General features: G+C 66.3%; 24 protein-coding genes. 7 read left to right on the top strand and 17 right to left on the bottom strand.

Translation table 11 applies throughout. The annotated features are described in order from the left end of the window. Positions 1-16: 16 nt before the first annotated feature. Positions 17-937, bottom strand: a complete 921-nt coding sequence (locus A5788_RS13710) for an NAD-dependent epimerase/dehydratase family protein (protein WP_064870573.1) — start codon at positions 935-937, stop codon at positions 17-19. Between the two features lie 69 nt (positions 938-1,006). Further along, a complete protein-coding gene (locus A5788_RS13705; RefSeq protein ID WP_064870572.1) occupies positions 1,007-1,453 on the bottom strand; it encodes a PaaI family thioesterase in 447 nt (148 codons plus the stop codon). 53 nt (positions 1,454-1,506) lie between these two features. Between A5788_RS13705 and A5788_RS13700 the strand changes: the two genes are divergently transcribed. Continuing rightward, on the top strand, positions 1,507-2,124 hold the full coding sequence (locus A5788_RS13700; RefSeq protein WP_064870571.1) for a TetR/AcrR family transcriptional regulator: 618 nt from the start codon (positions 1,507-1,509) through the stop codon (positions 2,122-2,124). A 5-nt stretch (positions 2,125-2,129) separates the two neighbouring features. Here the strand turns inward: A5788_RS13700 and A5788_RS13695 are convergent, their stop codons facing one another. The 8 genes from A5788_RS13695 to sdhC form a co-directional block, all read right to left on the bottom strand. Next, positions 2,130-2,858, bottom strand: coding sequence for a type 1 glutamine amidotransferase (locus tag A5788_RS13695; RefSeq protein WP_064870570.1), 729 nt, complete (start codon positions 2,856-2,858; stop codon positions 2,130-2,132). Beyond that, positions 2,855-3,802: a universal stress protein gene (locus tag A5788_RS13690; RefSeq protein ID WP_064870569.1), complete on the bottom strand. Its 948-nt coding sequence runs from the start codon at positions 3,800-3,802 to the stop codon at positions 2,855-2,857. Before A5788_RS13690 ends, A5788_RS13695 begins: the two co-directional genes overlap by 4 nt. Then, entirely contained in the window at positions 3,792-5,297 is a 1,506-nt protein-coding gene (locus A5788_RS13685; protein ID WP_197494608.1) for an APC family permease, read from the bottom strand. Before A5788_RS13685 ends, A5788_RS13690 begins: the two co-directional genes overlap by 11 nt. Positions 5,298-5,915: 618 nt before the next feature. Further along, the gene (locus tag A5788_RS13680) at positions 5,916-6,335 is read right to left on the bottom strand and encodes a hypothetical protein (protein WP_064868691.1); all 420 of its coding nucleotides are present in this window, start codon (positions 6,333-6,335) and stop codon (positions 5,916-5,918) included. A 188-nt stretch (positions 6,336-6,523) separates the two neighbouring features. After that, positions 6,524-7,306 (bottom strand): succinate dehydrogenase iron-sulfur subunit, encoded by a 783-nt coding sequence (locus A5788_RS13675; protein WP_049699572.1) that lies wholly within the window; start codon positions 7,304-7,306, stop codon positions 6,524-6,526. After that, complete coding sequence (sdhA, locus tag A5788_RS13670; RefSeq protein ID WP_049699571.1) at positions 7,306-9,066, bottom strand: succinate dehydrogenase flavoprotein subunit; 1,761 nt, start codon at positions 9,064-9,066, stop codon at positions 7,306-7,308. The genes A5788_RS13675 and sdhA overlap by 1 nt, the downstream gene beginning before the upstream one ends. Positions 9,067-9,080: 14 nt before the next feature. Further along, positions 9,081-9,539, bottom strand: coding sequence for a succinate dehydrogenase hydrophobic membrane anchor subunit (locus A5788_RS13665; RefSeq protein WP_049699570.1), 459 nt, complete (start codon positions 9,537-9,539; stop codon positions 9,081-9,083). A 12-nt stretch (positions 9,540-9,551) separates the two neighbouring features. Further along, positions 9,552-9,959: a succinate dehydrogenase, cytochrome b556 subunit gene (gene sdhC / locus A5788_RS13660; protein WP_082937859.1), complete on the bottom strand. Its 408-nt coding sequence runs from the start codon at positions 9,957-9,959 to the stop codon at positions 9,552-9,554. 220 nt (positions 9,960-10,179) lie between these two features. Between sdhC and A5788_RS13655 the strand changes: the two genes are divergently transcribed. The 3 genes from A5788_RS13655 to A5788_RS13645 are packed head-to-tail and all read left to right on the top strand — an operon-like array spanning position 10,180 to position 13,104. Continuing rightward, positions 10,180-10,581, top strand: a complete 402-nt coding sequence (locus A5788_RS13655; protein WP_082937860.1) for a cytidine deaminase — start codon at positions 10,180-10,182, stop codon at positions 10,579-10,581. A 1-nt stretch (position 10,582) separates the two neighbouring features. Beyond that, positions 10,583-11,890: a thymidine phosphorylase gene (locus A5788_RS13650; RefSeq protein WP_064868697.1), complete on the top strand. Its 1,308-nt coding sequence runs from the start codon at positions 10,583-10,585 to the stop codon at positions 11,888-11,890. After that, positions 11,890-13,104: an adenosine deaminase gene (locus A5788_RS13645; RefSeq protein WP_231894100.1), complete on the top strand. Its 1,215-nt coding sequence runs from the start codon at positions 11,890-11,892 to the stop codon at positions 13,102-13,104. Before A5788_RS13650 ends, A5788_RS13645 begins: the two co-directional genes overlap by 1 nt. 68 nt (positions 13,105-13,172) lie before the next feature. On the opposite strand, the gene A5788_RS13640 is transcribed toward A5788_RS13645, so the two are convergent. The 3 genes from A5788_RS13640 to A5788_RS13630 are packed head-to-tail and all read right to left on the bottom strand — an operon-like array spanning position 13,173 to position 15,826. Beyond that, entirely contained in the window at positions 13,173-14,474 is a 1,302-nt protein-coding gene (locus A5788_RS13640; RefSeq protein ID WP_064868700.1) for a hypothetical protein, read from the bottom strand. 57 nt (positions 14,475-14,531) lie between these two features. Then, complete coding sequence (locus A5788_RS13635; RefSeq protein ID WP_064868703.1) at positions 14,532-15,482, bottom strand: C40 family peptidase; 951 nt, start codon at positions 15,480-15,482, stop codon at positions 14,532-14,534. Further along, positions 15,479-15,826 (bottom strand): type VII secretion target, encoded by a 348-nt coding sequence (locus tag A5788_RS13630; RefSeq protein WP_064868706.1) that lies wholly within the window; start codon positions 15,824-15,826, stop codon positions 15,479-15,481. Before A5788_RS13630 ends, A5788_RS13635 begins: the two co-directional genes overlap by 4 nt. Positions 15,827-15,931: 105 nt before the next feature. Between A5788_RS13630 and upp the strand changes: the two genes are divergently transcribed. Further along, the gene (gene upp / locus A5788_RS13625; RefSeq protein WP_049699795.1) at positions 15,932-16,555 is read left to right on the top strand and encodes a uracil phosphoribosyltransferase; all 624 of its coding nucleotides are present in this window, start codon (positions 15,932-15,934) and stop codon (positions 16,553-16,555) included. A 53-nt stretch (positions 16,556-16,608) separates the two neighbouring features. Here upp and A5788_RS13620 read toward each other — a convergent pair whose 3' ends face one another. Genes A5788_RS13620 through A5788_RS13605 form a run of 4 tightly spaced genes read right to left on the bottom strand, consistent with a single transcriptional unit; the run spans position 16,609 to position 20,687 of the window. Then, positions 16,609-17,403 carry an ABC transporter ATP-binding protein gene (locus tag A5788_RS13620; protein WP_064868710.1) on the bottom strand — a complete coding sequence of 265 codons (795 nt, stop codon included), beginning with the start codon at positions 17,401-17,403 and terminating at the stop codon, positions 16,609-16,611. A 60-nt stretch (positions 17,404-17,463) separates the two neighbouring features. After that, complete coding sequence (locus A5788_RS13615; protein WP_049699794.1) at positions 17,464-18,117, bottom strand: hypothetical protein; 654 nt, start codon at positions 18,115-18,117, stop codon at positions 17,464-17,466. Between the two features lie 48 nt (positions 18,118-18,165). Beyond that, positions 18,166-19,857 carry a phospho-sugar mutase gene (locus A5788_RS13610; RefSeq protein ID WP_064868800.1) on the bottom strand — a complete coding sequence of 564 codons (1,692 nt, stop codon included), beginning with the start codon at positions 19,855-19,857 and terminating at the stop codon, positions 18,166-18,168. 17 nt (positions 19,858-19,874) lie between these two features. Beyond that, complete coding sequence (locus A5788_RS13605; RefSeq protein ID WP_064868713.1) at positions 19,875-20,687, bottom strand: purine-nucleoside phosphorylase; 813 nt, start codon at positions 20,685-20,687, stop codon at positions 19,875-19,877. A 58-nt stretch (positions 20,688-20,745) separates the two neighbouring features. On the opposite strand from A5788_RS13605, the gene A5788_RS13600 reads away from it, so the two are divergent. Next, the gene (locus A5788_RS13600; RefSeq protein ID WP_064868716.1) at positions 20,746-21,459 is read left to right on the top strand and encodes an enoyl-CoA hydratase/isomerase family protein; all 714 of its coding nucleotides are present in this window, start codon (positions 20,746-20,748) and stop codon (positions 21,457-21,459) included. Continuing rightward, positions 21,456-22,622 (top strand): amidohydrolase, encoded by a 1,167-nt coding sequence (locus A5788_RS13595; RefSeq protein ID WP_064868719.1) that lies wholly within the window; start codon positions 21,456-21,458, stop codon positions 22,620-22,622. The genes A5788_RS13600 and A5788_RS13595 overlap by 4 nt, the downstream gene beginning before the upstream one ends. Positions 22,623-22,653 lie beyond the last annotated feature (31 nt).

Here is a 22,653-nt window from a genome sequence, read left to right as displayed (position 1 = left end):
TGGCCGCGCGCGTCGACTAGTGGGTGACGAGCTGGGCGACGCCGGCGTCGTAGGTGGTGACGGCGAAGTCGGGGAAGGCTCGGGTGAACTTGTCGGCGACGAAGACCGTGTCGACGCCGTAGCGGGGCAACAACTCCCACAGCTCGCGGACGTTCTTGCTGAACAGACGTCCGAGGGCGAAGACGGGTGTGCCGAGCACCGTGTACTTGTTCTGGTGGCCGCTCGCCTGTGAGGTCAGCTCCAACAGTTGTGCGTAGGTGCGTCGGTTGCTGTCGATCGGCAGGTGCCAGGTCTGGCCGTAGGCCGACTCGGTGTTGCCGATCAGCGCCATCGCGCGGCTGGCGTCGGGAGTCCAGATCAGTGAGCGCAGGGTGTCGTCCCGGATCGGGACGAACGCTCGCTTGTGTTGCGCGATTCGATCGAAAATCAATGCGTTGGTGAAGCTTTGGGTCTGGTCCGGGCCGTAGAACTCGGGGGCCCGACAGATCACGGCGTCGACGGCTCCCGCGGTCATCGCGTCGAGCAACATGGTTGCGGTCTGTGCGCGCGTGCGGCCCTTGCTGCCTACGGGGCGGAACGGGGTGTCCTCGGTTTGTGGCTCACTCGTCATCGGATACATGTAGGTGTTGTCGAAGAACACGAGCTTCGTGCCGTGGTGAGCGCATGCGTCGATCGCGTTGCGCATCATCACCGGAAAACGCTGCGCCCACATCTGAGAATCGGCGGGCAGTCCGACGGTCAGGTATGCGATGTCGCTTCCCGCTACAGCGGCGTCGGTTTGTGCGGCATCCATGAGGTCGGCGGCCACGAGTTCGTCGGTCTCGTTCACCCGCCGGGGTTGTCTGCCGACGAGCCGGATGTCGCGGGTGTGGTTGCGGTGGAGATCACGAGCGAGCTCTGTGCCTATCTGCCCGTTCGCGCCCAGGATCGTCTGCATGGTTCGACGCTAGGCGCCAATGTAAGCAGTGTCAACAAGGGTGGCGCCCGGTGGGAGCGCGGCCGTCGGTCAGCCGATTTGATAGGCGCCCGTCGCGCGGGCGACAAGTTGGCCGGCGCTTGCGGAGATCAGGTCAACAGTGCAGTGGCACAGTCGGTTTCCGTTGTGGAGACGATCAGCGACGATGCGTAGATCGTCGGCGATCAGTGGGTTGATGAAGCTCACCGACATCGAGGTGGTGACCCCGCGGAGCCGATCGGGGATAGGTCGGCCTGCCCACGCTGCCGCCATGATTCCGATGTCTGCACATGCGCTGATCGCGCCGCCGTGGACCATTTCGCCGACGGTCGTCAGCTCCGGCCGGTAGGGCATGACCAGTTCGGCGTGGCCGTCGGAGATATCGGTGAGTCGAAGCCCGAGTTCTGCCACGAAGGGCGAGCGGGGGATGAGCAGTGAGATCGCCTCGGAGCCGTCGGCGGGTGTTGGCAGGTCGGAGGTGGTCACAGTGGGGGCCATGTCGATCCTTCTGTAGTTGGACTATGAAAACGTAGTCAGACTACAATTAGCACATGTCCTCACTGCTTGACGAGCCTCGCGATCGACGACGACGGCGGACGCGGGCCGCTGTGCTCGACGCCGCTGCCGAGTTGTTCTCACGCAACGGATTTCGCGCCACGTCTGTCGATGCGATCGCCGCGCACGCCGACGTCGCGCTGACATCGCTGTATGGGAATTTCCCCGACGGCAAGGCGGAGGTCTACGCGGTGGTCGCGTGTCGACTGGCGCGCGAGCACGCCGAGCGGATGCGACGCAGCGTCGAGCGAACCGGTGGCGGTGCACCGACGGCTCGAGCGGCGTTCGAGGAGTATGTGCGCTTTCATCGGGACGAACCGCTCGCGTTCCGGATGCTGGGTCTCGCCGACGTGTCCGAGGTGCATGGGGACGTCGTCGACCAGGCGCGGTCGGAGATCGGGCGGGTACTCGCGGGCGTAGCCGACGACGTGATCGATGCGATCGACTCTGCTGACCCCGCTGCACGATCGTCGGTACTGCTCGCCTGGGCGGCCATCAACGGCGTTCTCGCGCTAGAACAACGTGGGCACATCGACGCCGCCACCAGCGACAGCCTGCTCGGCGACGCCGTGGAACTACACGTAGCCCGCGTGGCGCAGGTGTGCGAAGTGTGAACGGGTTAGCGTGCTTGGCGCGCGACGACGACGTCGAGCCACCGCGACATCGCTGCCGCAGCCATCGCGCGGGTCGTCGACTCGACGTCGGCGAGGTCGGCGCTGACCTGGTCGGGACCGCCCGGACCCAGCGCGTCGACGAGTTCGGTGCGGTAGGCGGGGTCGTCGAGCCAGGTGGCGAACAGCGGGGAGTCGACTTCGAGATGAAACTGCAGGCCGTAACTCGCGCCGAGGCGGAACGCCTGGTTGGCGTACGACTCCGACGATGCCAGCAGCGTCGCACCGGCGGGTAGATCGAACGTGTCGTAATGCCACTGCATGCTGTCGAATGTCTTGTCCGACAGATCTTTCCACACAGGGTCGACGACGCCGTCCGGGGTCCAGGTGACCTTCGAGATCCCGATCTCGGGGGCAGGCCCCGTGCTGACCTTCGCATCGGCCGCGCTCGCCAGCAACTGCGATCCGAGGCAGACTCCCCAGATCGGTACGTCCTTGGACAGCGCTCGTCGCAGGAAGTCGATCTCGTCGTCGATCCACGGATAGGTCGGTCCGTCGTTGGCTCCCATTCCGCCGCCCATCACCGCGATGGCGTCGAACGACGCAGGGTCGTCGGGAAACGTGTCGCGCTCGGCTCGCAACGTGGTGACCTCGGCGTCGTGTGGAAGACCGCCCGCGTACGTGCCGAGTGATTCGCACTCGGCGTGCCTGATCTCGAGCAGTCGCAGCGTCGTCACTCGCCCTGTGCCTTCGTTGCTGTCGGTTTCGTTGCTGTCGATTCCCTGTCAGGTGTTGATTCCTTGGGTACGACGATCACCGGGGCGGTGGTCCAGCGCAGAATGCGCGCGGCGGTCGAGCCGAGGAAGACGCGGTTGTCGGCGCCGAGATGCCCCGAGCCGACAGCGACGATGTCATTCGCGTCCCACGGCAGATTGTCGAGCGCTTCGTCGAGGGTGTCGCCGTCGGCGACGAGAACGTCGACCTCGAGGTCGACGTCGAGCTGGTCACGGGTGTGCTCGAGAAGCTCTCGCGCCACGTCGACCTGTTGTTTGCGTACCGCGAGGCTGGTGTCGTCGGCCGCTGGATTCTCCAGCGACACCAGCGAGAGCAGACGCACGTCGATCGACGCGGCTTCGGCGAAGCGGATGCCGAACGAGAGGGGATCGCTGGCCGACTTCTTGACCGGCACGGCGATGGTGATCATGTCGATCACGACGTCGGAGCGACGCGCATATCCACGCGGCGCCAGCGCAACGGGCAGCGGTGAGGAATGCAGCAACTCGGTACTCACCGTCCCGAGGGCGTGGCGCGAGATGATGCCGTCACCGGTGCCGCCGACGACGATCATCGCCGCTCCGGACTGCTCGGCGACGTCGATCAGGCCCTCGGTGAACGACTCGTGCACGGTGACCACGGTTCGTACCTCGATGCCCTCCGGGATGCGTGATGCGCCGTCGGCAAGCCATTCCGCCGCCTGGTTCTCGAGGCGTTCCATGTACTGGTCGATGCCCGGTTGACCGTCGTAGGGCACAGGATGGACCACGCAGATCAGGTCGATCGCAGCGCCCGTCTTGGTGGCGATGGCCGCGCCGAGGGCCACGCCGTCGTCACCCGACTGGGTGGCGAGATAGCCGACTGCGACACGTTTCGGGTTCGCAGCGGAGGTGTTGTCAGTAGACATCGGGGACCTTCACTTCAGTGTTCGCGTTGAGGGTCTTGCCCTTGAAGAAGTCGCTGTCGGCGGCGCAGCACGCGAGCATCAACGGGACGCCGAGGACCAGCATGCCGACGCCGAGGATGAATACGCCACCGATTCCGCCGACCGACGTCGAACCGTAGTCGGGGTTGATCATGTCGATGGCGCTCTTGATGAATGCCCAGGCCATCGCGATGCCGCCGAGAAGCGGGAAGAGTCCGCGCATGAAGAAGTTGCGAGCGGAGTCGAACAGCGTCCGACGGAAGTACCAGACACACGAGAACGCGGTGATGCCGTAGTAGAACGCGACGGCGAGACCGAGTGACGCGATCGAGTCGGCAAGCGTGTTCTGACTCGCGAACGACAGAACGAGGTAGAAGACCAACGCCGACGCGCCCATCACGGCCGTGCCGAACGCGGGAGTCATGTAGCGCGGGTGGATGTAGGCGAACCGTTGGGGGAGCGCCCTGTACACGGCCATCGACAGTGTGCCGCGTGCGGTCGGCAGGATGGTCGACTGCGTCGACGACAGGGCCGAGATGCTGACGACGAGCAGCAACGCCGACGCCATCACCGCGCCCGCGACCGGTTCGCCGAGGATGGTGAGCACGTCGTCGGTGTTGTCGGGGTTGTTCAAGCCGATGCCGGTGGTGCCGAAACCTGCGAACGACTCGACGGCGTAGGCGACCAGGACGTAGGTGGCAACGAGGATCAGGCAGCAGATCACCGCCGCCCGGCCGGGTGTCTTCTCGGGGTCCTTGGTCTCCTCGCCCACGGCCAGGCACGCGTCCCATCCCCAGTAGATGAAGATGCACAGGATCACCGCCGCGGCGATCGACGACTGGTCGAGGCCCGTCGGCGACAACCAACTCCACTGGGGTGTGACGGCCTGGGGGCCGGCGTGGTCGGTCGCGACCTTCACGAGCGCGATGACGCTCGCCAGGATCAGGATGCCGAACTGGATGAACATGAGCACCGACTGGATGCGCTCACTGATGACGATGCCGCGGATGCTGATCCAAGTCATCACGATGATGAAGAAGCACCCGAGAGCGACCTTGGCCCACAGGTTGTCGGCGAGTGAATCGAGGTGCAGAAAGCGAAGCAGGTACACGGCCGCGATCTCGGCGACGTTGGCGAGCACGATGATCGCCGACACCGCGAGGCCCCATCCACCGATCCACCCGATCCACGGCCCGAACGCCTTGGTGCCCCAGGTGAAGGTGGTGCCGCAGTCGGGGGTATCGCGCGAGAGCTCTCGGTAGGCGAACGCCACCAGCAGCATCGGAATGAACGCGATCACGAACATCGCCGGCGCTTTGCTGTGCACCGCAGCGACGACGTAGCCGAGCGTCGCGGCGAGACTGTAGGCGGGTGCCACGGCCGACAGACCGATGATCACGTTGCCCAGCAGTCCGATCGACCCGGCCCGCAGCCCTTTGTCGCCCGATTGGATCTCGGCGTGAAGCTTCTCCGCCATGCCGCGATCACCCCCTATGACGTCGCTCAGTAGTTCGTCAAGACTATGGTTCCCGCAGAGTGTGCGCGCGGTGACTGAGCAAATCGACGGCGAATCGGCGGAATTGGTTCGGAATGCGTGATTTGTGTCCGATTTGACGAGGCTAAAGAGTTTAGGCGCGCTCAGGGGTTGGGGCGTGCGCTGGGCGCCTCGGGCGCGCGCGTCCGGACCGGTTTCGGCCCGCGCAGAAAGTGGGGGGAGGGTGCGGCGTCGTGGTCGGGCGGTGGCCGCTCGGCGTTCGGCCCGCGCAGAAAGTGGGGGAAGGGTTCTTTCCTCGGGATGTGTGCTGTTCCTTGGGTAGCTTCGCGGGGAAACGTCGAGGAGTGGGGGAAGGGTTCTTTCCGCGACATTTTTCCGTGTGTTTTGGGAGCTGTCCGCGGCGCGCGCGTGAACCGGCGTCGCGCGGCGCCGGGAACTAGGGGAAACGATCCTTCCTCGGGTTGTGTGCTCTTGCTTGGGTAGCTTCGCGGGGAAACGTCGACACCCCGGGGAAAGAACCCTTCCCCTACTTTCTGCCCCGGGCCCGAGCCAGAGCCCGCCCCCGACCCGACCCCGCCCCGGCCGACAACCGGCGGCGCCTCAGCCCCTTCGACGCGGCGTCGGGCGGTCGCAGGTCGCGAGGGCGTGGGCGCCGCGGGCGGTGTGGTCGCGCACCTTGACCTTGCCGACCCAGATCTCGCAGCGCGCGAAGCGGCCCGTCGATCCGAACGAGACGTCGACGTTCTGATTGCGGGACCGGCTGACAATCGTGAGCGATCCCGACCAGAGGCCGGTGGCGTCGTCGTGTGTCGGAAGCCGCACGTCGGATTGGTGGCGGAGTGTGTTGTGGGCGTCGAACCACACGATCTGCTCGTTCCACTCGCGGTCGGAGCTGACCGAGATGGTCACCACGTCGCCGGTGCTCGGGAATCGGGTCGACGCCGCGGCGGGCGTTGTGGTGCTCAGTAGTGCACCGCACACGAGGATCAGCAGGCTGGCGAGGATGGATCGGGTGTTCACGGGGTAGCTCCGTTCGTCGTATCGAGTCCACGGCTGTGGCCTTGAAGGACTTGGACGCACGCGAACCCCGATCGGTTTCATCGGGCGCGAAAAAAACAACGAACCCGGAAAAACAGCGAACCCACCATCCGCGGAGGATGGTGGGTTCGCCGGGGCTGCAGAGAGGGTCTGCGTCGGTGATTCCGAGATCAGCGCGAGAACATGAGCGCGCGCTTGACCTCCTGGATCGCCTGGGTCACCTGGATGCCACGCGGGCATGCGTCGGTGCAGTTGAACGTGGTGCGGCAGCGCCACACACCGTCGGAATCGTTGAGGATGTCCATGCGCTCGACGGCGCCCTCGTCGCGGCTGTCGAAGATGAAGCGGTGCGCGTTGACGATCGCGGCGGGGCCGAAGTAGCTGCCCTCGTTCCAGAACACCGGGCAGCTCGTGGTGCAGCACGCACAGAGGATGCACTTGGTGGTGTCGTCGAAACGTGCGCGATCCTTCTGGCTCTGGATGCGCTCACGTGTCGGCTCGTTGCCGGTGGTGATGAGGAACGGCTTGATCGCGCGGTACGCGTCGAAGAAGGGCTCCATGTTGACCACGAGGTCCTTCTCCACCGGAAGACCCTTGATGGGCTCGATGGTGATGGTGATGTCCTTGGACTTGTCCTTGGGCAGGAAGTCCTTCATCAGCATCTTGCAGGCCAGGCGGTTGACGCCGTTGACGCGCATCGCGTCGGAGCCGCACACGCCGTGGGCGCAGCTGCGTCGGAAGGTCAGCGTGCCGTCGAGGTAGCCCTTCACATAGAGCAGAAGGTTGAGCAGACGGTCGGTCGGCAGCGCGGGCACACGGAAGCTCTCCCAGCCCTGGGCGTCTGGCTCCTCCGGATTGAAACGCATGATCTTCAGCGTGACCATGGTCGCTTCGTCCGGAACTTCTGGCAACGGCGGCTCGTCGGTGTGCGGCGCCTCAATGGTGGCGGTCATCAGTACTTACGCTCCATCGGCTCGTAACGGGTCTGGATGACAGGCTTCCAGTCGAGCTCGATGTCGGAAAGGAGCTTGTCACCCTTCTTGTAGGCGATCGTGTGGCGCATGAAGTTCACGTCATCGCGATTCGGGTAATCCTCGCGGGCGTGCCCGCCGCGCGATTCCTTGCGGTTGAGCGCGCCGACGACGGTAACCTCGGCGAGTTCGAGCAAGAAGCCCAGCTCGATTGCCTCGAGCAGATCGGAGTTGAAGCGCTTGCCCTTGTCGTGCACGCGGATGTGGTCGTAGCGCTCCTTGAGAGCGTGGACGTCGGTCAACGCCTGCTTGAGCGTCTCCTCGGTGCGGAACACCGACGCGTTGTCGTCCATCGTCTGCTGCAGCGCGGTGCGGATGTCGGCGACGCGCTCATGTCCGTGCTCGGACAGGATGGTCTCGAGCCAGCCGGTGACCATGTCGGTCGGCTTCTCCGGAAGGTCGGTGAACCCGTGGCTGTTGGCGTAGTCGGCGGCTGCGATGCCGGCGCGACGACCGAAGACGTTGATGTCGAGCAGCGAGTTGGTTCCGAGACGGTTTGCACCGTGCACCGATACGCACGCGCACTCGCCTGCGGCGTACAGGCCGTGGACGACGTCGTCGTTGTTGTTGCTGCGCAGCACCTGACCCTCGATGTTGGTCGGGATGCCGCCCATCAGGTAGTGGCAGGTCGGGTAGACCGGCACCCACTCCTTCACCGGGTCGACGCCGAGGTAGGTGCGCGCGAACTCGGTGATGTCGGGGAGCTTCTCGTTCAGGACGTCCTCGCCGAGGTGGGTCACGTCGATGTAGACGTAATCCTTGTTCGGGCCCGCGCCGCGTCCCTCGAGAACCTCGAGCACCATCGAGCGCGCGACGATGTCGCGGGGTGCGAGGTCTTTGATGGTGGGGGCGTAGCGCTCCATGAAGCGCTCGCCGTCGGCGTTGCGCAGGATGCCGCCCTCACCGCGAACGGCTTCGGAGATCAGGATGCCGAGACCCGCGAGGCCTGTCGGATGGAACTGGTGGAACTCCATGTCCTCGACGGGCAGGCCCTTCCGGAACACGATGCCGACGCCGTCGCCGGTCAGGGTGTGCGCATTCGACGTCGTCTTGTACATACGGCCCGAACCGCCGGTCGCGAAGATGATCGACTTCGCGTGGAAGACGTGCAGTTCGCCGGTCGCGAGCTCGTAGGCGACGATGCCGGTGGCGACCGGCTCGCCCTTCTCGTTCTCGCTCAGGCACAGGTCGAGTGCGTAGAACTCGTTGAAGAACTCGACGTCGTGCTTGACGCAATTCTGGTACAGGGTCTGCAGGATCATGTGGCCCGTGCGGTCGGCCGCGTAGCAGGCACGACGCACCGGCGACTTGCCGTGGTCACGCGTGTGCCCACCGAAACGACGCTGGTCGATCTTGCCCTCGGGCGTGCGGTTGAACGGCAGGCCCATCTTCTCGAGGTCTAGCACGGCGTCGATGGCCTCTTTGGCCATGATCTCCACCGCGTCCTGGTCGGCGAGGTAGTCGCCGCCCTTGACCGTGTCGAAGGTGTGCCACTCCCAGTTGTCCTCTTCGACGTTGGCCAGTGCGGCACACATGCCGCCCTGCGCCGCGCCGGTGTGGCTACGCGTGGGGTAGAGCTTGGTCAACACTGCGGTGCGGGCGCGGGGCGCTGCTTCGATCGCTGCGCGCATACCGGCGCCGCCTGCACCGACGATGATGACGTCGTAACGGTGTTCCTGCATCTTCAGTGGTCTCCTTAGTTTGCGCTGTTCACGTCGAAGGTGAGCAGCGCGTAGGTGCCCAACACCAGCACGAGGATCATCGAGACCCCGAGCAGCACGTTCAGCCAGAAGCGGGTCGAGTCCTTGCGCGAGTAGTCGGCGATCACCGTGCGCACACCGTTGCCGCCGTGCAACTGGGCCAGCCACAGCATGGTGAGGTCCCAGATCTGCCAGAAGGGCTCACGCCACCGAGCCGCGACGAACGATGCGTCGATGCGGTGCACGCCGTTGTCCCACGCCAGCATGATGAACATGTGGCCGATGGTCAGGATGATCAGGGCCAGACCGGAGAAGCGCATGAACAGCCATGCCCACTTCTCGAAGTTGCCGCCTCGGGGCTTGCGCGGCGAGCGCGGATTGTCGAGGCTGGCGGGCCGGTCGTACTGGGTGCCCAGCGACTTGGCGACGTTCTGTGAGGTAGGAGATGTGGTCATTGTCGTATCTCCTTAGAACGCGTGCTCGATGAGGATCTGCAGGAGTCGGATCGCCGCGGCACCGAAGACCACCACGAACAGTCCGAGAATCACCCACAGCATCTGACGCTGGTACTTGGGGCCCTTCGACCAGAAGTCGATCAGGATGATGCGCAGGCCGTTGAGTGCGTGATAGAGCACGCACGCCACGAGCGCGATCTCCATGAGACCGATGATCGGGGTCTTATAGGTGTTGATGATCTCCGAGTACTTGTTCGGGTCGATACGGATCACCGCCGTATCGAGCACATGCACGAACAGGAAGAAGAAGATCGTCACGCCTGTGATGCGGTGTAGCACCCAGGACCACATGCCTGGATCGCCGCGGTACAGCGAACGTTTGCGCACCGGCTCCGGTGCGACCTCTGTCTCGGAACTCATCGGGGAATTGGCCTCCAACATCGTCGATGGACGCGGTGGCACCGGCTGGGTGTCACCTTGGACCCATGCAAGAGACTTTAAACCTATGCTGAGTGAGTCGTTAAATTGCCCGAACCGATCTGCGGGACAAGGCATTACGAATTAGGTTTGCCTTACCAAGCTTGTTTGGGTATCTCCCATCGCATCGACTCCGATACCGACCGACCGGCAGGAGGCTGTCTTGACTCCCGATATTGATTGGAATCTATTGCGGGACAAAGCAACTCGCATGATCGAGTGTGCTTATGCCCCGTATTCCTCGTTTCCGGTCGGGGCGTCGGGACTCACAGACGACGGCCGAATCGTGGTTGGTTGCAATGTGGAGAATGTCTCATACGGGCTCGGTATCTGCGCCGAGGTCGGACTCGTCGCATCGTTGATCGCGTCGGGCGGCGGGCGACTCGTTTCGGTCAGTGTGTGCGACGCCACCGGGTCGATTCTGATGCCGTGTGGGCGTTGCCGACAGGTCCTCTACGAACACGGTGGCGGCGATCTGCTCGTCGATCATCGCGATGGACCGACGACGCTGGCGCGACTGTTGCCCGACGCATTCGGACCCGACGACCTCGACGCGGTGCGGTGAGATGAGCGACCACATTCACGCGACGTCGGTCATCGCAACCAAACGCGACGGCGCAGAGCTCACCACGCCGCAGATCGACTGGGTGGTCGACGCCTACACGCGCGGCGACGTCGCGCCCGAGCAGATGTCGTCGCTGCTCATGGCGATCGTGCTGCGGGGAATGACGCGTCGCGAGATCGACGACTGGACCCGCGCCATGATCGACAGCGGCACCCGAATGGACTTCTCCCGACTCCGTCGTGGCGGCGCGGTGCTGCCGACCGTGGACAAGCACTCGACCGGCGGTGTCGGCGACAAGATCACCCTGCCGTTGGCTCCGGTGGTCGCCTCCTTCGGCGTCGCGGTGCCCCAACTGTCGGGGCGCGGCCTCGGCCACACCGGAGGTACGCTCGACAAGCTCGAATCGATCCCGGGCTGGCGGGCAGACCTGACGACTGCCGAGATGCACGCGCAGCTCGAGAACGTCGGAGCGGTGATCTGCGCCGCGGGCGCCGACCTCGCGCCCGCCGACCGCAAGCTCTACGCGCTGCGCGACGTGACGGGGACCGTCGAGTCCGTCCCATTGATCGCCAGCTCGATCATGAGCAAGAAGATCGCCGAGGGCACCGGCGCACTCGTCCTCGACGTCAAGGTGGGGTCGGGGGCATTTCTGCCCGACGAGGCCCTCGCGCGGCAACTCGCCGAGACGATGGTGTCGCTCGGCGTCGACGCCGGCGTGCGGACCACGGCGTTACTCACCGACATGGACGCCCCACTCGGGTTGACCGCGGGCAATGCGGTCGAGGTCGCGGAGTCGCTGGAGGTGCTCGCCGGGGGAGGACCGTCGGACGTCGTCGAACTGACGATTGCGCTCGCGCGTGAAATGCTCGACGCCGCAGGCGTTTCCGACGCCGACCCGGCAACCGCACTGGCCGACGGCAGCGCGATGGACACCTGGCGCGCCATGATCGCCGCGCAGGGAGGCGATCCGGATGCCCCACTACCGCGTGCGCCGCACACCGACGACGTGCCCGCACCGGCGTCCGGTTACGTTCACCGGATCGACGCGCGGGCGGTCGGTGACGCCGCGTGGCTGCTCGGCGCCGGACGGTCGCGACCCGGCGAAGCCGTCCAGGCGAGCGCCGGAGTCGTGTTGCACGCGAAGCCAGGCGACCGCATCAGCGCGGGCTCACCGCTGTTCACGCTCCACACGCAGACGCCCGAACGATTCGACGCCGCGCGGGCGAGGCTCACCGACGCGACCGTGATCTCACCGGATCCACCGCCGCATCCCCGACCAATCGTGCTCGATCGCGTTAGGTTCGACTGATGACGCCAGCGACGGAGAGTGCAGTGACCGACAGTGCAGTGACCGACAGTGTGACGACAGCAGCGGACGGCGCGACATCGGAAACGGGTCTGACTGTCGCCGGAGGGCAGCCGCTCGACCTGAGCACCCTCGCGCTCGCGCCGAAAGTCCTGCTCCATGATCATCTCGACGGTGGGCTCCGACCGTCGACCGTGCTCGAACTCGCCACCGAGGTCGGCTACGACGACCTCCCCGCCACCGACGCCGACTCGCTTGCGCACTGGTTCCGGGAGGCCGCGGACAGCGGGTCACTGGAGCGATACCTGGAGACCTTCGCACACACCGTTGCCGTGATGCAGACGGCATCTGCGCTCGAGCGCGTGGCCCGAGAATGCGTCGAAGACCTTGCGGCCGACGGTGTCGTGTATGCCGAGATCCGTTATGCCCCCGAGCAGCACCTCGAGCGAGGGCTGACGCTCGACGAGGTCGTCGAGGCGGTGTTGCGCGGTTTCGCAGAGGGTGAGGCGGTCGCCGCTGCGGGCGGACGACCGATCACGGTTCGCTGCCTGGTGACCGCGATGCGTCACGCCGCGCGTGCACGCGAGATCGCCGAACTCGCGGTGCGCTATCGCGACGAGGGCGTCGTCGGATTCGACATCGCAGGTGCGGAGGCGGGCAACCCGCCGACTCGCCATCTCGACGCATTCGAGTACATGCGCGCCAACAGTGCACCCTTCACCATCCACGCCGGCGAGGCATTCGGGCTGCCGTCCATCCACGAGGCGATCGCGTTCTGCGGCACGGACAGACTGGGCCACGGGGTGCGGGTGATCGACGACATCACCCTGCCCGACGGCGTCGACCTCGCAGCGTCGTCGTTCGCCGGTGCAGAACTCGGAGAGATCGCTAATGTGGTGCGCGACAAGCGGATTCCGCTCGAACTCTGCCCGAGCTCGAACGTGCAGACCGGCGCGGTCGCCTCGATGGCCGATCACCCGTTCAATGCGCTCGCGCGGCTGCGATTCCGGGTCACCGTCAACACCGACAACCGGCTGATGAGCGACACGACGATGAGCAAGGAGTTCTATCGGCTCGCGCAGCAATTCGGTTACGGCTGGGCCGATTTCGAGCGATTCACCGTCAATGCGATGAAGTCGGCGTTCATCCACTTCGACGAACGCCTCGCGTTCATCGACGAGGTGATCAAGCCCGGCTACGCGGTCCTGATCGGCTGACTCGGCTCAACCGTGCGGCACGACGTCGAGCTTGACTCAGACGTCGGGCCGCATCCGGGATGGACTCGTCAGCGCTTGATCTCCAGGCGGTCCTCGAAATCGTGCTCGAGTGCGCGCCACGCCTCGGCCTCGTTGTCGAACGGTGCCGAGGGTGCCAACCGCTTCGGGTCCGGGTTGATCGCGTAGTCGACGAACCAGCCGAGCGGGGTCGTGCTCGCCAAGGCCTCCGAGACTGCGTCGTCGTCGGCGTAATCGGCTGCGTCGGAGAACAATTCGACGGCGAGGTCGAGCTGGTTGCGGTCGATGCGGCGCGGGCCGTCGAGGATGTCCTCTGCGAGGCCGGGCAGCACGTAGACGTTGTCGTCGATGACGTCGAACTCGAGTGCCCCATCGGTTGCCTCGGTGCGGACGTCGGTGAACGTGGAGACGTCGGTGAGATCGTGGTCGTTGTTCTCGGCGAGGAATTTCGACAGCGTGCGCGGCGAGGTGAACACGAAGATCCTGCCCCGTGCACCGAGGAACACGGGGTCGTCTCCGAGGTAGCAGCGCAGCGAGAGGTATTCGCCGGTTCCGGTGACGATCTTGATCGGGTCGATGCCGACGCCCGCCCAGAAATCGTCGTCGTCGATGTCATCGAGGTCGTCTTCGTCGTCGTCCGCGGACTCGTCGGCGCCCGTCGCGGCCGTGACAACCGCAGCAGCCTCGGCGTCTTCGGAGTCGTCGTCGAGCAGGTCGATGTCGTCGTCGGGCTCGTCCTCGTCCTCGGCCGACGCCGCGGCTTCGAGTTCATCGGCGGCGACCGTGACGGCCGCAGCGTCGACGTCGGGGGTCTTGATGACGTCATCGATGGCGTCGAGGACGTCGTCCCAGTGCTTGGCGATGAGACGCCCGATGCGGACCCACAGGTCGACGCCGTCGCGGCCCTCGAAATTGCGGGTACCGGTCGTCACCGCTCCGAGGATCGGGTTGCCGTTGAAGAACTTGGTGACGGTGATCAGTTCGCAGACCTCGCCGAGGATGCGCACGATCTCGAGTGCGTCCTCGAGTTCGGCGATCACCTCGGGTGTCGGGTCTTCTGCTGCGAGCTCCGGCACACCGACGAGATCGTAGGTGTGGCGGTCGTCGGGGATCAGTTCGTCGGCCGAGAGCTGCTTGACGGTGTCCCACGCCGGGTGCTCGATGAGATCGTTGTCCGTGTCGGTGCGGACGAAGCCGACGAGCTCGGCGACGCCGGGGAATACGTACAGGTCATCGTCGAGTCCGAGGAATGCCTCCCACTCGTCGTCGCCCTCACGCCAGCGTGGCGCCCACAGGGTGAAACCGTTTCCGTTGGTGAGTCCGAGTTCGATGGGAACGATGTCTCCGGCCATGAGGCAACAGCGTAGCGATGATCACTGTGAACTCGATACCTGCCCCGTCCGCCCCGATCACTTCGGCCGGAAGAAGCCCTGGAATCCCTGCCCCGCGTTGGTGGTCCGCAACGGGGAAACGCCCACCGGGTCGCCGGCCTCCACGAGCTGGTCGTTGCCGATGTACATCGCGACATGCCCGTCCCACACGGCGAGGTCGCCGGGCATCAACTGATCTTGCGTGACCGCCATACCTGCGGTGTCTTGCTCCTGCGCCAGTCGAGGAAGTTCGACGCCCGCCTGTCGGTATGCCCACTGGGTGAATCCGCTGCAATCGAAGCCGTCGGGTGTGGTGCCACCCCAGACGTACGGCACGCCCTGCTGGCTCAGCGCTGCACGGACCGCGGCGGCCGCGCGTTCGTTCGGTGCGTACGCGACCGAGCCGTCGGGGAGCGTGACCGCGACGCCCTTGCCCGTCGGCGACGACGCTGTGTTCGCCACGGGTTGCGAGCCGACCTCCGCCGGTGCCTCGTGACGGCCGAGTTCGGACATCGTCCTGGTGTCGTCGGCGAGGTCGGTCTGCGCACGCGACACGATCGACAGCCCGCGCTGCACGTGGTCGACGGCGACCGGCACGATGGCCGCCAGGCCCGCCGGCGTCGACAGCGCGGGACCCATCGCGATGGCAGCGCGCTCGAACGAATCGACGAGCTCGCGCAGTTGTCGGGCGGCGAGTTCGATTCGAGCACTTGCGGTTTCCACCAGTGTGGCGATCTGCCGTCCGTCGTCGTCGACTGTGGTCGAGGTGCGCGCAATGCGGTCGGCTGCCGCTGCCGCGCCACCTGACCCGATTCCGCGCCACTCGTTCTGCACGGCAGACGTTGCCGCCGCTGATGTTCGACGCACCTCGTCGAGGTCGGTGCTCGCCGATCGGATCATCGTGGCGGGATTCTCGGCGGGCAGCACACCGGTGCCGAGTGCGGTGATCAGGATTCGCAGGGGTGCGATGAGGATGTCGACGGTGATCATGGCAGGCGCAGCCCCATGTCGGAGGCGCTCGCGGTGTCGGCGTCGGAGTAGGCGACGGCGGCGGTCGTCGTGTTGGTACCGATTCGATCGTGTGCGACGGCGATGGAGTCGAGTCGCTCGGCGCGGGCCTGCATCGTCGCTGACAGTGCCGCGAGGAAGTCGGCTCCGATCACCCCGAACGTCGGTGTCAGTGCCGCGAGGTCGGCCCGGCCGGCGGTCGCGTGTGCGGCGACACGGTGCCCCGCGGCGCGCTGGGTGCCCGCGTAGGCATCGAGTGCGGCGGTCTCGAGTGCGGCGAGTGCTGCGGTGTCGAGGGAGGTGCGATAGGAGGTGAGGTCCGTCATGCGAATTGAGACGGCGAGAAGCCACGATCGGTTCCATCGAATTTGCGTTCTCGTGGCTGCCGGACAAGTGCGCACCGACGGTGGACGCGCCCTAGAGTGATCCGCATGCAGGTACAGATCGTCGAACATCCGCTTGCCGCGGCCCGGCTCACCACGTTGCGCGACAAGACGACCGGTAACGCGGGATTCCGTGCGGCACTGTCGAGTCTGACGCAGATGCTGGTGTACGAGGCATTGAGCTCTGCGAAATCTGCGGTCGTCGAGATCGAGACGCCGTTGCAGCCCTACACCGGTTCGAGGCTGGAATGTGCGCCGCTGCTCGTACCGGTCCTGCGTGCGGGAGTCGGCATGGTCGATCAGGCCCTCGCGATGGTGCCCGAGGCGCACGTCGGATTCGTGGGTATCGCGCGCGACGAGGAGACCGCTCAGCCGGTGCCGTACCTCGAATCGCTGCCCGATGATTTGTCCGGATTCCCGGTGTTCGTCCTCGATCCCATGCTGGCCACCGGCGGATCAATGCTGCACACGATCGAACTCCTCGTCGCACGCAACGCGACCGACATCACCGCGGTCTGCGTCGTCGCGGCACCGGAAGGTGTTGCTGCACTGGCTGATTCAGGGCATCCGGTGCGTCTTGTGGTTGCATCGGTCGACGACGGACTCAACGAGGCCGCCTACATCGTGCCCGGTCTCGGCGATGCGGGTGACCGCCAGTTCGGGCCGCGCTGAGGGCACGGTTCGGAGTCGGGAGATTCGACGCCTGGGTTTCACGCCAAGGCGCGCTACGCGGCGGTCGCCGACCAGCGGCCGTCGTGGCGTCGGACCGAGACCGGATGGTCGAAGCAGGCGCTGATCTCCTCCGAGGTCAGCGTCTGGGCAACCGGTCCCGACGCCGTCACCTCGCCAGCGCGGAGCAGCATAGCGTGCGTCGTCGAACTCGGCAGATCCTCGAGGTGATGGGTGACCAGCACGCTCGCAAGGCGGTCGACGTCTGAGCGCAGGCGGTCGATCGCCGACAACAGACGCTCGCGGGCGGCGAGGTCGAGGCCGGTTGCGGGCTCGTCGAGCAGCAACAGGGCAGGACGCGGCATGAGAGCGCGCGCGATGAGCGTGCGACCGCGCTCGCCCTGGCTCATCACCGGCCATTCGGAGTCGCGTCGGGCACTCATGCCGAGCATGTCGAGCAGATCGTCGGCGTGGCGATGCTCGTCGTCGGTGTAGGCGTGGCGGCGGTCGAGTTCCGGGGTGTTGGTCAGACCGGTCAGCACGACGTCGTGCGCGGTGATCGGTACGTCGATGCGCCAGCGCGGATCGACGTGACCGATGTGAGTTCGCAGTTCGCGCATGTCGACCCGACCGAGCCGACGACCGAGCACATCGACAGTTCCGGTGGTGGGGTGGCTGCGCGCGCCCAGGATTGCCATCAGCGTCGACTTGCCCGCCCCGTTCGGTCCCAACAGCGCCCAGTGCTCGCCCGGAGAGACCGACAGGCTCACGTCATGCAGCAGCTTCCGTCCCCCGCGGACGACGTCGACCGATGAGGCGTTCAGGACTGGCGCGTCGGTGGATGAACTCACCCGTCAGTTGTAATCCAGCGACGCCGACGCCCCGTCACGGGGTACAGGGGAGAGCGCAGTTCAGGATGCGGTCCAGTACGCATTCATCGGCTCGGTGGCGATGGTCTCGCCGTTCTTCTCGATATCGAGTTGGCTTGGCCCCACGACGTAGGTCACGTTGCCGTTGGTGGCTCGATAGGTGTCGCCGCTGCGAGTCGGATAGCCGACTTCGACGGAGTTCCCCTCGGCGTATCCCTTGTAGTACCAGCGTCCGGCCTGCGAACCCACCTGGCAGATCACGATCTGCGAGCGATTGGTCGCAGCGATCACCATCGCCGGGTCGTCGGCCGCGTTGCACCGTGGACCCGCGGTGAATCCCTGCCAGTCGGTTCCAGAGATGTCGGGGGTGGCATGCGGGGTCGTAGGGCTGTCTGTGTCCTGAGTGCCGTTGTTCTGGGGATTCTTGTTCTGGATTTCGGGAGGGCGAGTGCCGTTCTGGGCGCCACCTGAGCCTGCCGTGGTGGTCGCGGGTCCGACGTTGCCCGGTGCCCCGGACGTCGGTGCAGGTGAACTCGACGCCGCCGCCGAGTTCGAGTCGTCGCCTTCGAGACGGGGGAGCAGGATCAACGCGGCCAGTACAACTCCGACGACGAGAAGGATTCCCGTCGCGATCGCGATGATCACCGCCGGAGACGACCACGGCGACCGCTGCGGGGGCTGCTGGGGGTAGGTCATGCGGAGCATTCCTTCCGTCGGTGACCCGTCACGGACCTCTGGTGTCGATCAGGTGCGGCCGTACTCGGCGAGTTCGGCCGCGACACGCAGCGTCAGGTCGTCGAGCAGATGAACAAGTGCGCGGGTATCTGCACCGTATGTCGTCGGCGCCGCCGATTGTGTTGCCGACACCACGAAATCGGGAGGTGTCGTCATTTCGATGTAGTACTTGAGTTTCGGCTCGGTGCCGGACGGGCGTGCCATCACCCGTACCGACATTCCGTCGCCCGCAACGCCGCGCAACGCGATCAGATCCGTGCGCAGACTGTCGCTGCGTCGGGCGTAGTCCGCCGCCGTCACCGCGATGTCGGCCAGTGTGCTCGGCGGCGCGGTGCGTAGCCGCTCCATCAATGCGGCGATCACCGTGGTGTCGTCGACGCGCACCGAGTGTTGGCGCGTCACATGCACGCCGTGTGTCTCGTACAGCTCGAGGAGCAGGTGCGCCACACCGCGGCCGTCGCGGCGACAGCGGTCGGCCAATACGGCCAATGCCACCGCCGCGCTGATGCCGTCTTTGTCGCGCACCGCGTCGGGGTCGACACAGTGCCCTATCGCCTCCTCATAGGCGTATCGCAGCGGTTCTCCGGCGCGCACAAGCCATTTGAAGCCGGTCAGCGTCGTCACATGGTGGGCGCCCGCACGCGTGGCGATCTTCTCCAGCAGACTGCTCGACACCAGCGTGCTCGCAACGACCGGGGGTTCTCCGTCGGGGCCTGCCGCACCGTCGGAGAGGATGAACGAGCCGAGCAGCGCGCCGGTCTCGTCGCCGGTGAGCATCCGCCAGGTGCCCTCGACGCGCGTGCCCACGGCGCACCGGTCGGCGTCGGGATCGAGCGCGATCGCAATGTCGGCGTCGACCTCTTCGGCGAGCGCGAGCAGCAGGTCACTCGCGCCTGCCTCCTCGGGGTTGGGGAAGTCGACGGTGGGGAAGTCGGGGTCGGGTTGGAACTGTTCGTCGACGACGTGGACGTCGGTGAATCCTGCACGCGCGAGGGCGTCGACGGCGATCGCACCGCCGACGCCGTGCATCGGAGTCAGTGCGATCCGCAACGAGGTGTCGGCGACGGTCGGGAAACGCCTGCCGACGCGATCGAGGTAGCGGCCGACGACCTCGTCGGCACGCGGGTCGTGCACGACGGGCTGGCGGGGAATGTCGACGGCGTCGGGTGATGCCGCGATGAGCTCCTCGATCTCACCGTCGGCGGGCGGAACGATCTGTGCGCCCCCGGCGAGGTAGACCTTGTAGCCGTTGTCGCCGGGTGGGTTGTGGGATGCCGTGATCTGGACCCCCGCGACGGCGTCGAGATCGCGGCACGCGAACGCCACCAGCGGCGTCGGGCCCGGCGCCGGAACGACGACGACGCGGAAGCCTGCCGCCGCGAGGACCTGTGCCGACGCTGCGGCGAACGGCTCGGAACCATGGCGGGCGTCACGACCGACCACGACTGAACCGCCACCGTGTCCGTGCTCGATCAGCCACGCGGCAAGGCCCGCCGTCGCTCGGGTGACGACCGCGACGTTCATGCCGTTGGGGCCCGCGCGCACCGGGCCGCGCAGTCCCGCGGTACCGAATCGCAACGGTGCTGCGAAACGCTCGGCGAGGTCGGCGTCGTCGACTGTGGTCAGTTCGGCCCGGGTTGCGGGATCTGGATCGGCGGCGATCCATGCGGCAACCCGCTCGTCCGCGACTCCGTCGCTCACGTCCCCGACTCCGTCGCTCACGCGGTGCCGAGTTCTTCGATGATCGCGGCGAGCAGCGTGCCCATTCGTGCCGCAGACGCCCGCCCCACCTCGAGTACCTCGGTGTGGCTGAGCGGTTCTCCGGTGATGCCGGCCGCGAGGTTGGTGACCAGAGAGATCCCGAGAACCTCCATCGCCGCGGCCCGTGCGGCGATCGTCTCGTGGACCGTCGACATACCGACCAGGTCGGCGCCGATGGTGCGGAGCATGCGGATCTCCGCCGGGGTCTCGTAGTGGGGCCCGGGTAGTCCGGCGTACACGCCCTCGGCAAGCGACGGCTCGATACCGCGGGCGACGCCGCGCAGCCGGGGCGAGTAGGCATCGACCAGATCGACGAACTGCGCACCGACAAGCGGCGAACGCGCGGTGAGGTTGAGGTGGTCGCTGATGAGGACCGGTTGGCCGACGGACATGTCGTCTCGTAGGCCGCCCGCCGCGTTGGTCAGCACGATCGTGCGCGCGCCGGCCGCCGCTGCGGTGCGTACCGGGTGTACGACGCGGGCGAGGTCGTGGCCCTCGTAGGCGTGAATCCTGCCCAGCATCAACAAGACTCGACAGTTCCCGATCCGCACCGAATGAATGACGCCGCCGTGTCCCGCTGCCGTCGGCGGCAGGAAGCCGGGAATGTGGGCCATCGGCACCGACGCGATCGGTGCGCCGAATGCCTCCGCCGCCGGAGCCCAGCCGGACCCGAGGACGACCGCGACGTCGTGCGTTGAGGCATCGGTTTCGGCTGCGATGGTCGCGGCCGCGGAGATGGCCGCGGCGTCGGCGTCGACGGTGGGATCCATGGGCATCACACTAGGGGCATCCTGCGTGCCGCGTGTGACCAGGCGATAAGGTCAACCCATGCCGTATCTGTCTGACGCTGCGCAGTCCGAGAATCCCGATATCGCCTACCTGTACCTCGGGTCGCCGGGTGTCGAACTCGACGAGAACAATCCCGAGAACCGGTTCAGCCCTGCGTGGCTCGACGCGATCGAAGGTCTGCTCGACGAGATCGCCGCGGGTCCGGACAAGGCACTGGTGATCACGTCAACAGGCAAGTTCTTCACCAACGGACTCGACACCGACTTCGTCTTCGCCAACGCATCCGAGCTGCCCGCCTACCTCGACCGGGTGCATGCGCTCTACGCGAAGGTTCTGACGCTTCCGCAGTCGACGGTCGCAGCGATCAACGGTCACGCCTTCGGCGCCGGCGCCATGCTCGCGCTGTGCGCCGACTACGCGGTCATGCGCACCGAACGCGGCTTCTGGTCGCTCCCTGAGGCCGCACTGAACATGCCGTTCCCGCGCGGGATGGCCGGCCTGCTCACCACACGACTGCCGGATCGCACTGCCACAGAGGCAATGCTGACCAGCCGCCGCTACGGTGCGGCCGACGCCGTGGCAGCGGGCATCGTCGACGACGCCGTGTCGGCGGACGAGCTACTGACGCGGGCGGGTGAGGTGGCCGCTGAGCGCACGGCGGTCGCCGGGCCCAATCTTGCCAACGTCAAGCGAGCTCTGCGGCAGCACCTTCTCGCCGATCTCGTCGCCCCGACGCCTGCCGCGCTGCTATGAGCGACGGCGCGTCGATCATCGACGACTGGTGGGCGGCTCATCGCGCCGACGTCGTCGGTTGGCGGCGTGCCATCCACCAGCAGCCCGAGTTGTCGCGGCAAGAGGTCAAGACCACCGAGATGGTCATGGCGCTACTCGGAGAAGTGGGCCTGAACCCCACGCGTCTTCCGCTGGGAACCGGGGTGGTCTGCGATCTCGGCCCGACGACGGGTCAGCGCATCGCGCTCCGTGCCGACATGGACGCGCTGCCCATCACCGAGCACACCGGATTGCCGTTCTCCTCCACCGTCGAGGGTGTCTCGCACTCGTGCGGCCACGATGCGCACACCGCGATCCTGATCGGGGTGGCCCGGCTGCTCGCGGCCGTCCCGTCGCTACCGGTCGGTGTGCGACTGATCTTCCAGCCCGCCGAGGAGGTCATGCCGGGCGGTGCGCTCGACGCCGTCGCCGCCGGAGTGACCGAGGGCGTCAGTCGGATCTTCGCGCTGCACTGCGATCCGCGACTTCCCGTCGGCTCCGTCGGCCTCCGTGCAGGCGCACTGACATCTGCAGCGGATCACATTGAGCTGCAGATACATTCGCCCGGTGGGCACACGTCGCGCCCGCACCTCACCGGCGACATCGTGTACGCGATGGGCACGGTGATCACCGGACTTCCCGGTGTGCTGTCGCGCAGGGTCGACCCACGCTCGGGCACGGTGATGGCGTGGGGTGCGGCGCATGCGGGCAACGCGCCCAACGCGATTCCGCAGGAGGGCATGCTTCGAGGCACCGTCCGCACCGGAGATCACGCCACATGGGGTGAGTTGGAACCGTTGGTGCGCAGCGTCGTCGGGCAACTACTCGGCCCGCTCGGAGTGTCGTACGACCTGTCCTACTTTCGCGGAGTGCCGCCGGTCGTCAACGACGAGACCGCGATCGCGATGTTGGCGACCTCGGTATCGGCACTCGGACCCCAGGCCATCGCGGATACCCCGCAATCGCCTGGCGGAGAAGACTTTTCGTGGTATCTCGAGCACGTGCCGGGCGCGATGGGCAGGCTCGGTGTGTGGGACGGGATGGGGCCGCAGATGGACTTGCACCAACCCAACTTCGACCTCGACGAGCGCGCGCTCGAGGTCGGCGTGCGCACCCTCGCGGGCGTCGTGCTCGACATAGCCTGAGTCGACGCCGACCGAGGTGATGCCCCGCCGG

It is taken from the genome of Gordonia sp. 852002-50816_SCH5313054-c, from assembly GCF_001665925.1.
GTDB lineage: Bacteria > Actinomycetota > Actinomycetes > Mycobacteriales > Mycobacteriaceae > Gordonia > Gordonia jacobaea.
The sequence above is the reverse complement of the archived record's forward strand: the minus strand, read 5'-3'. Positions and strand labels throughout refer to the sequence as shown.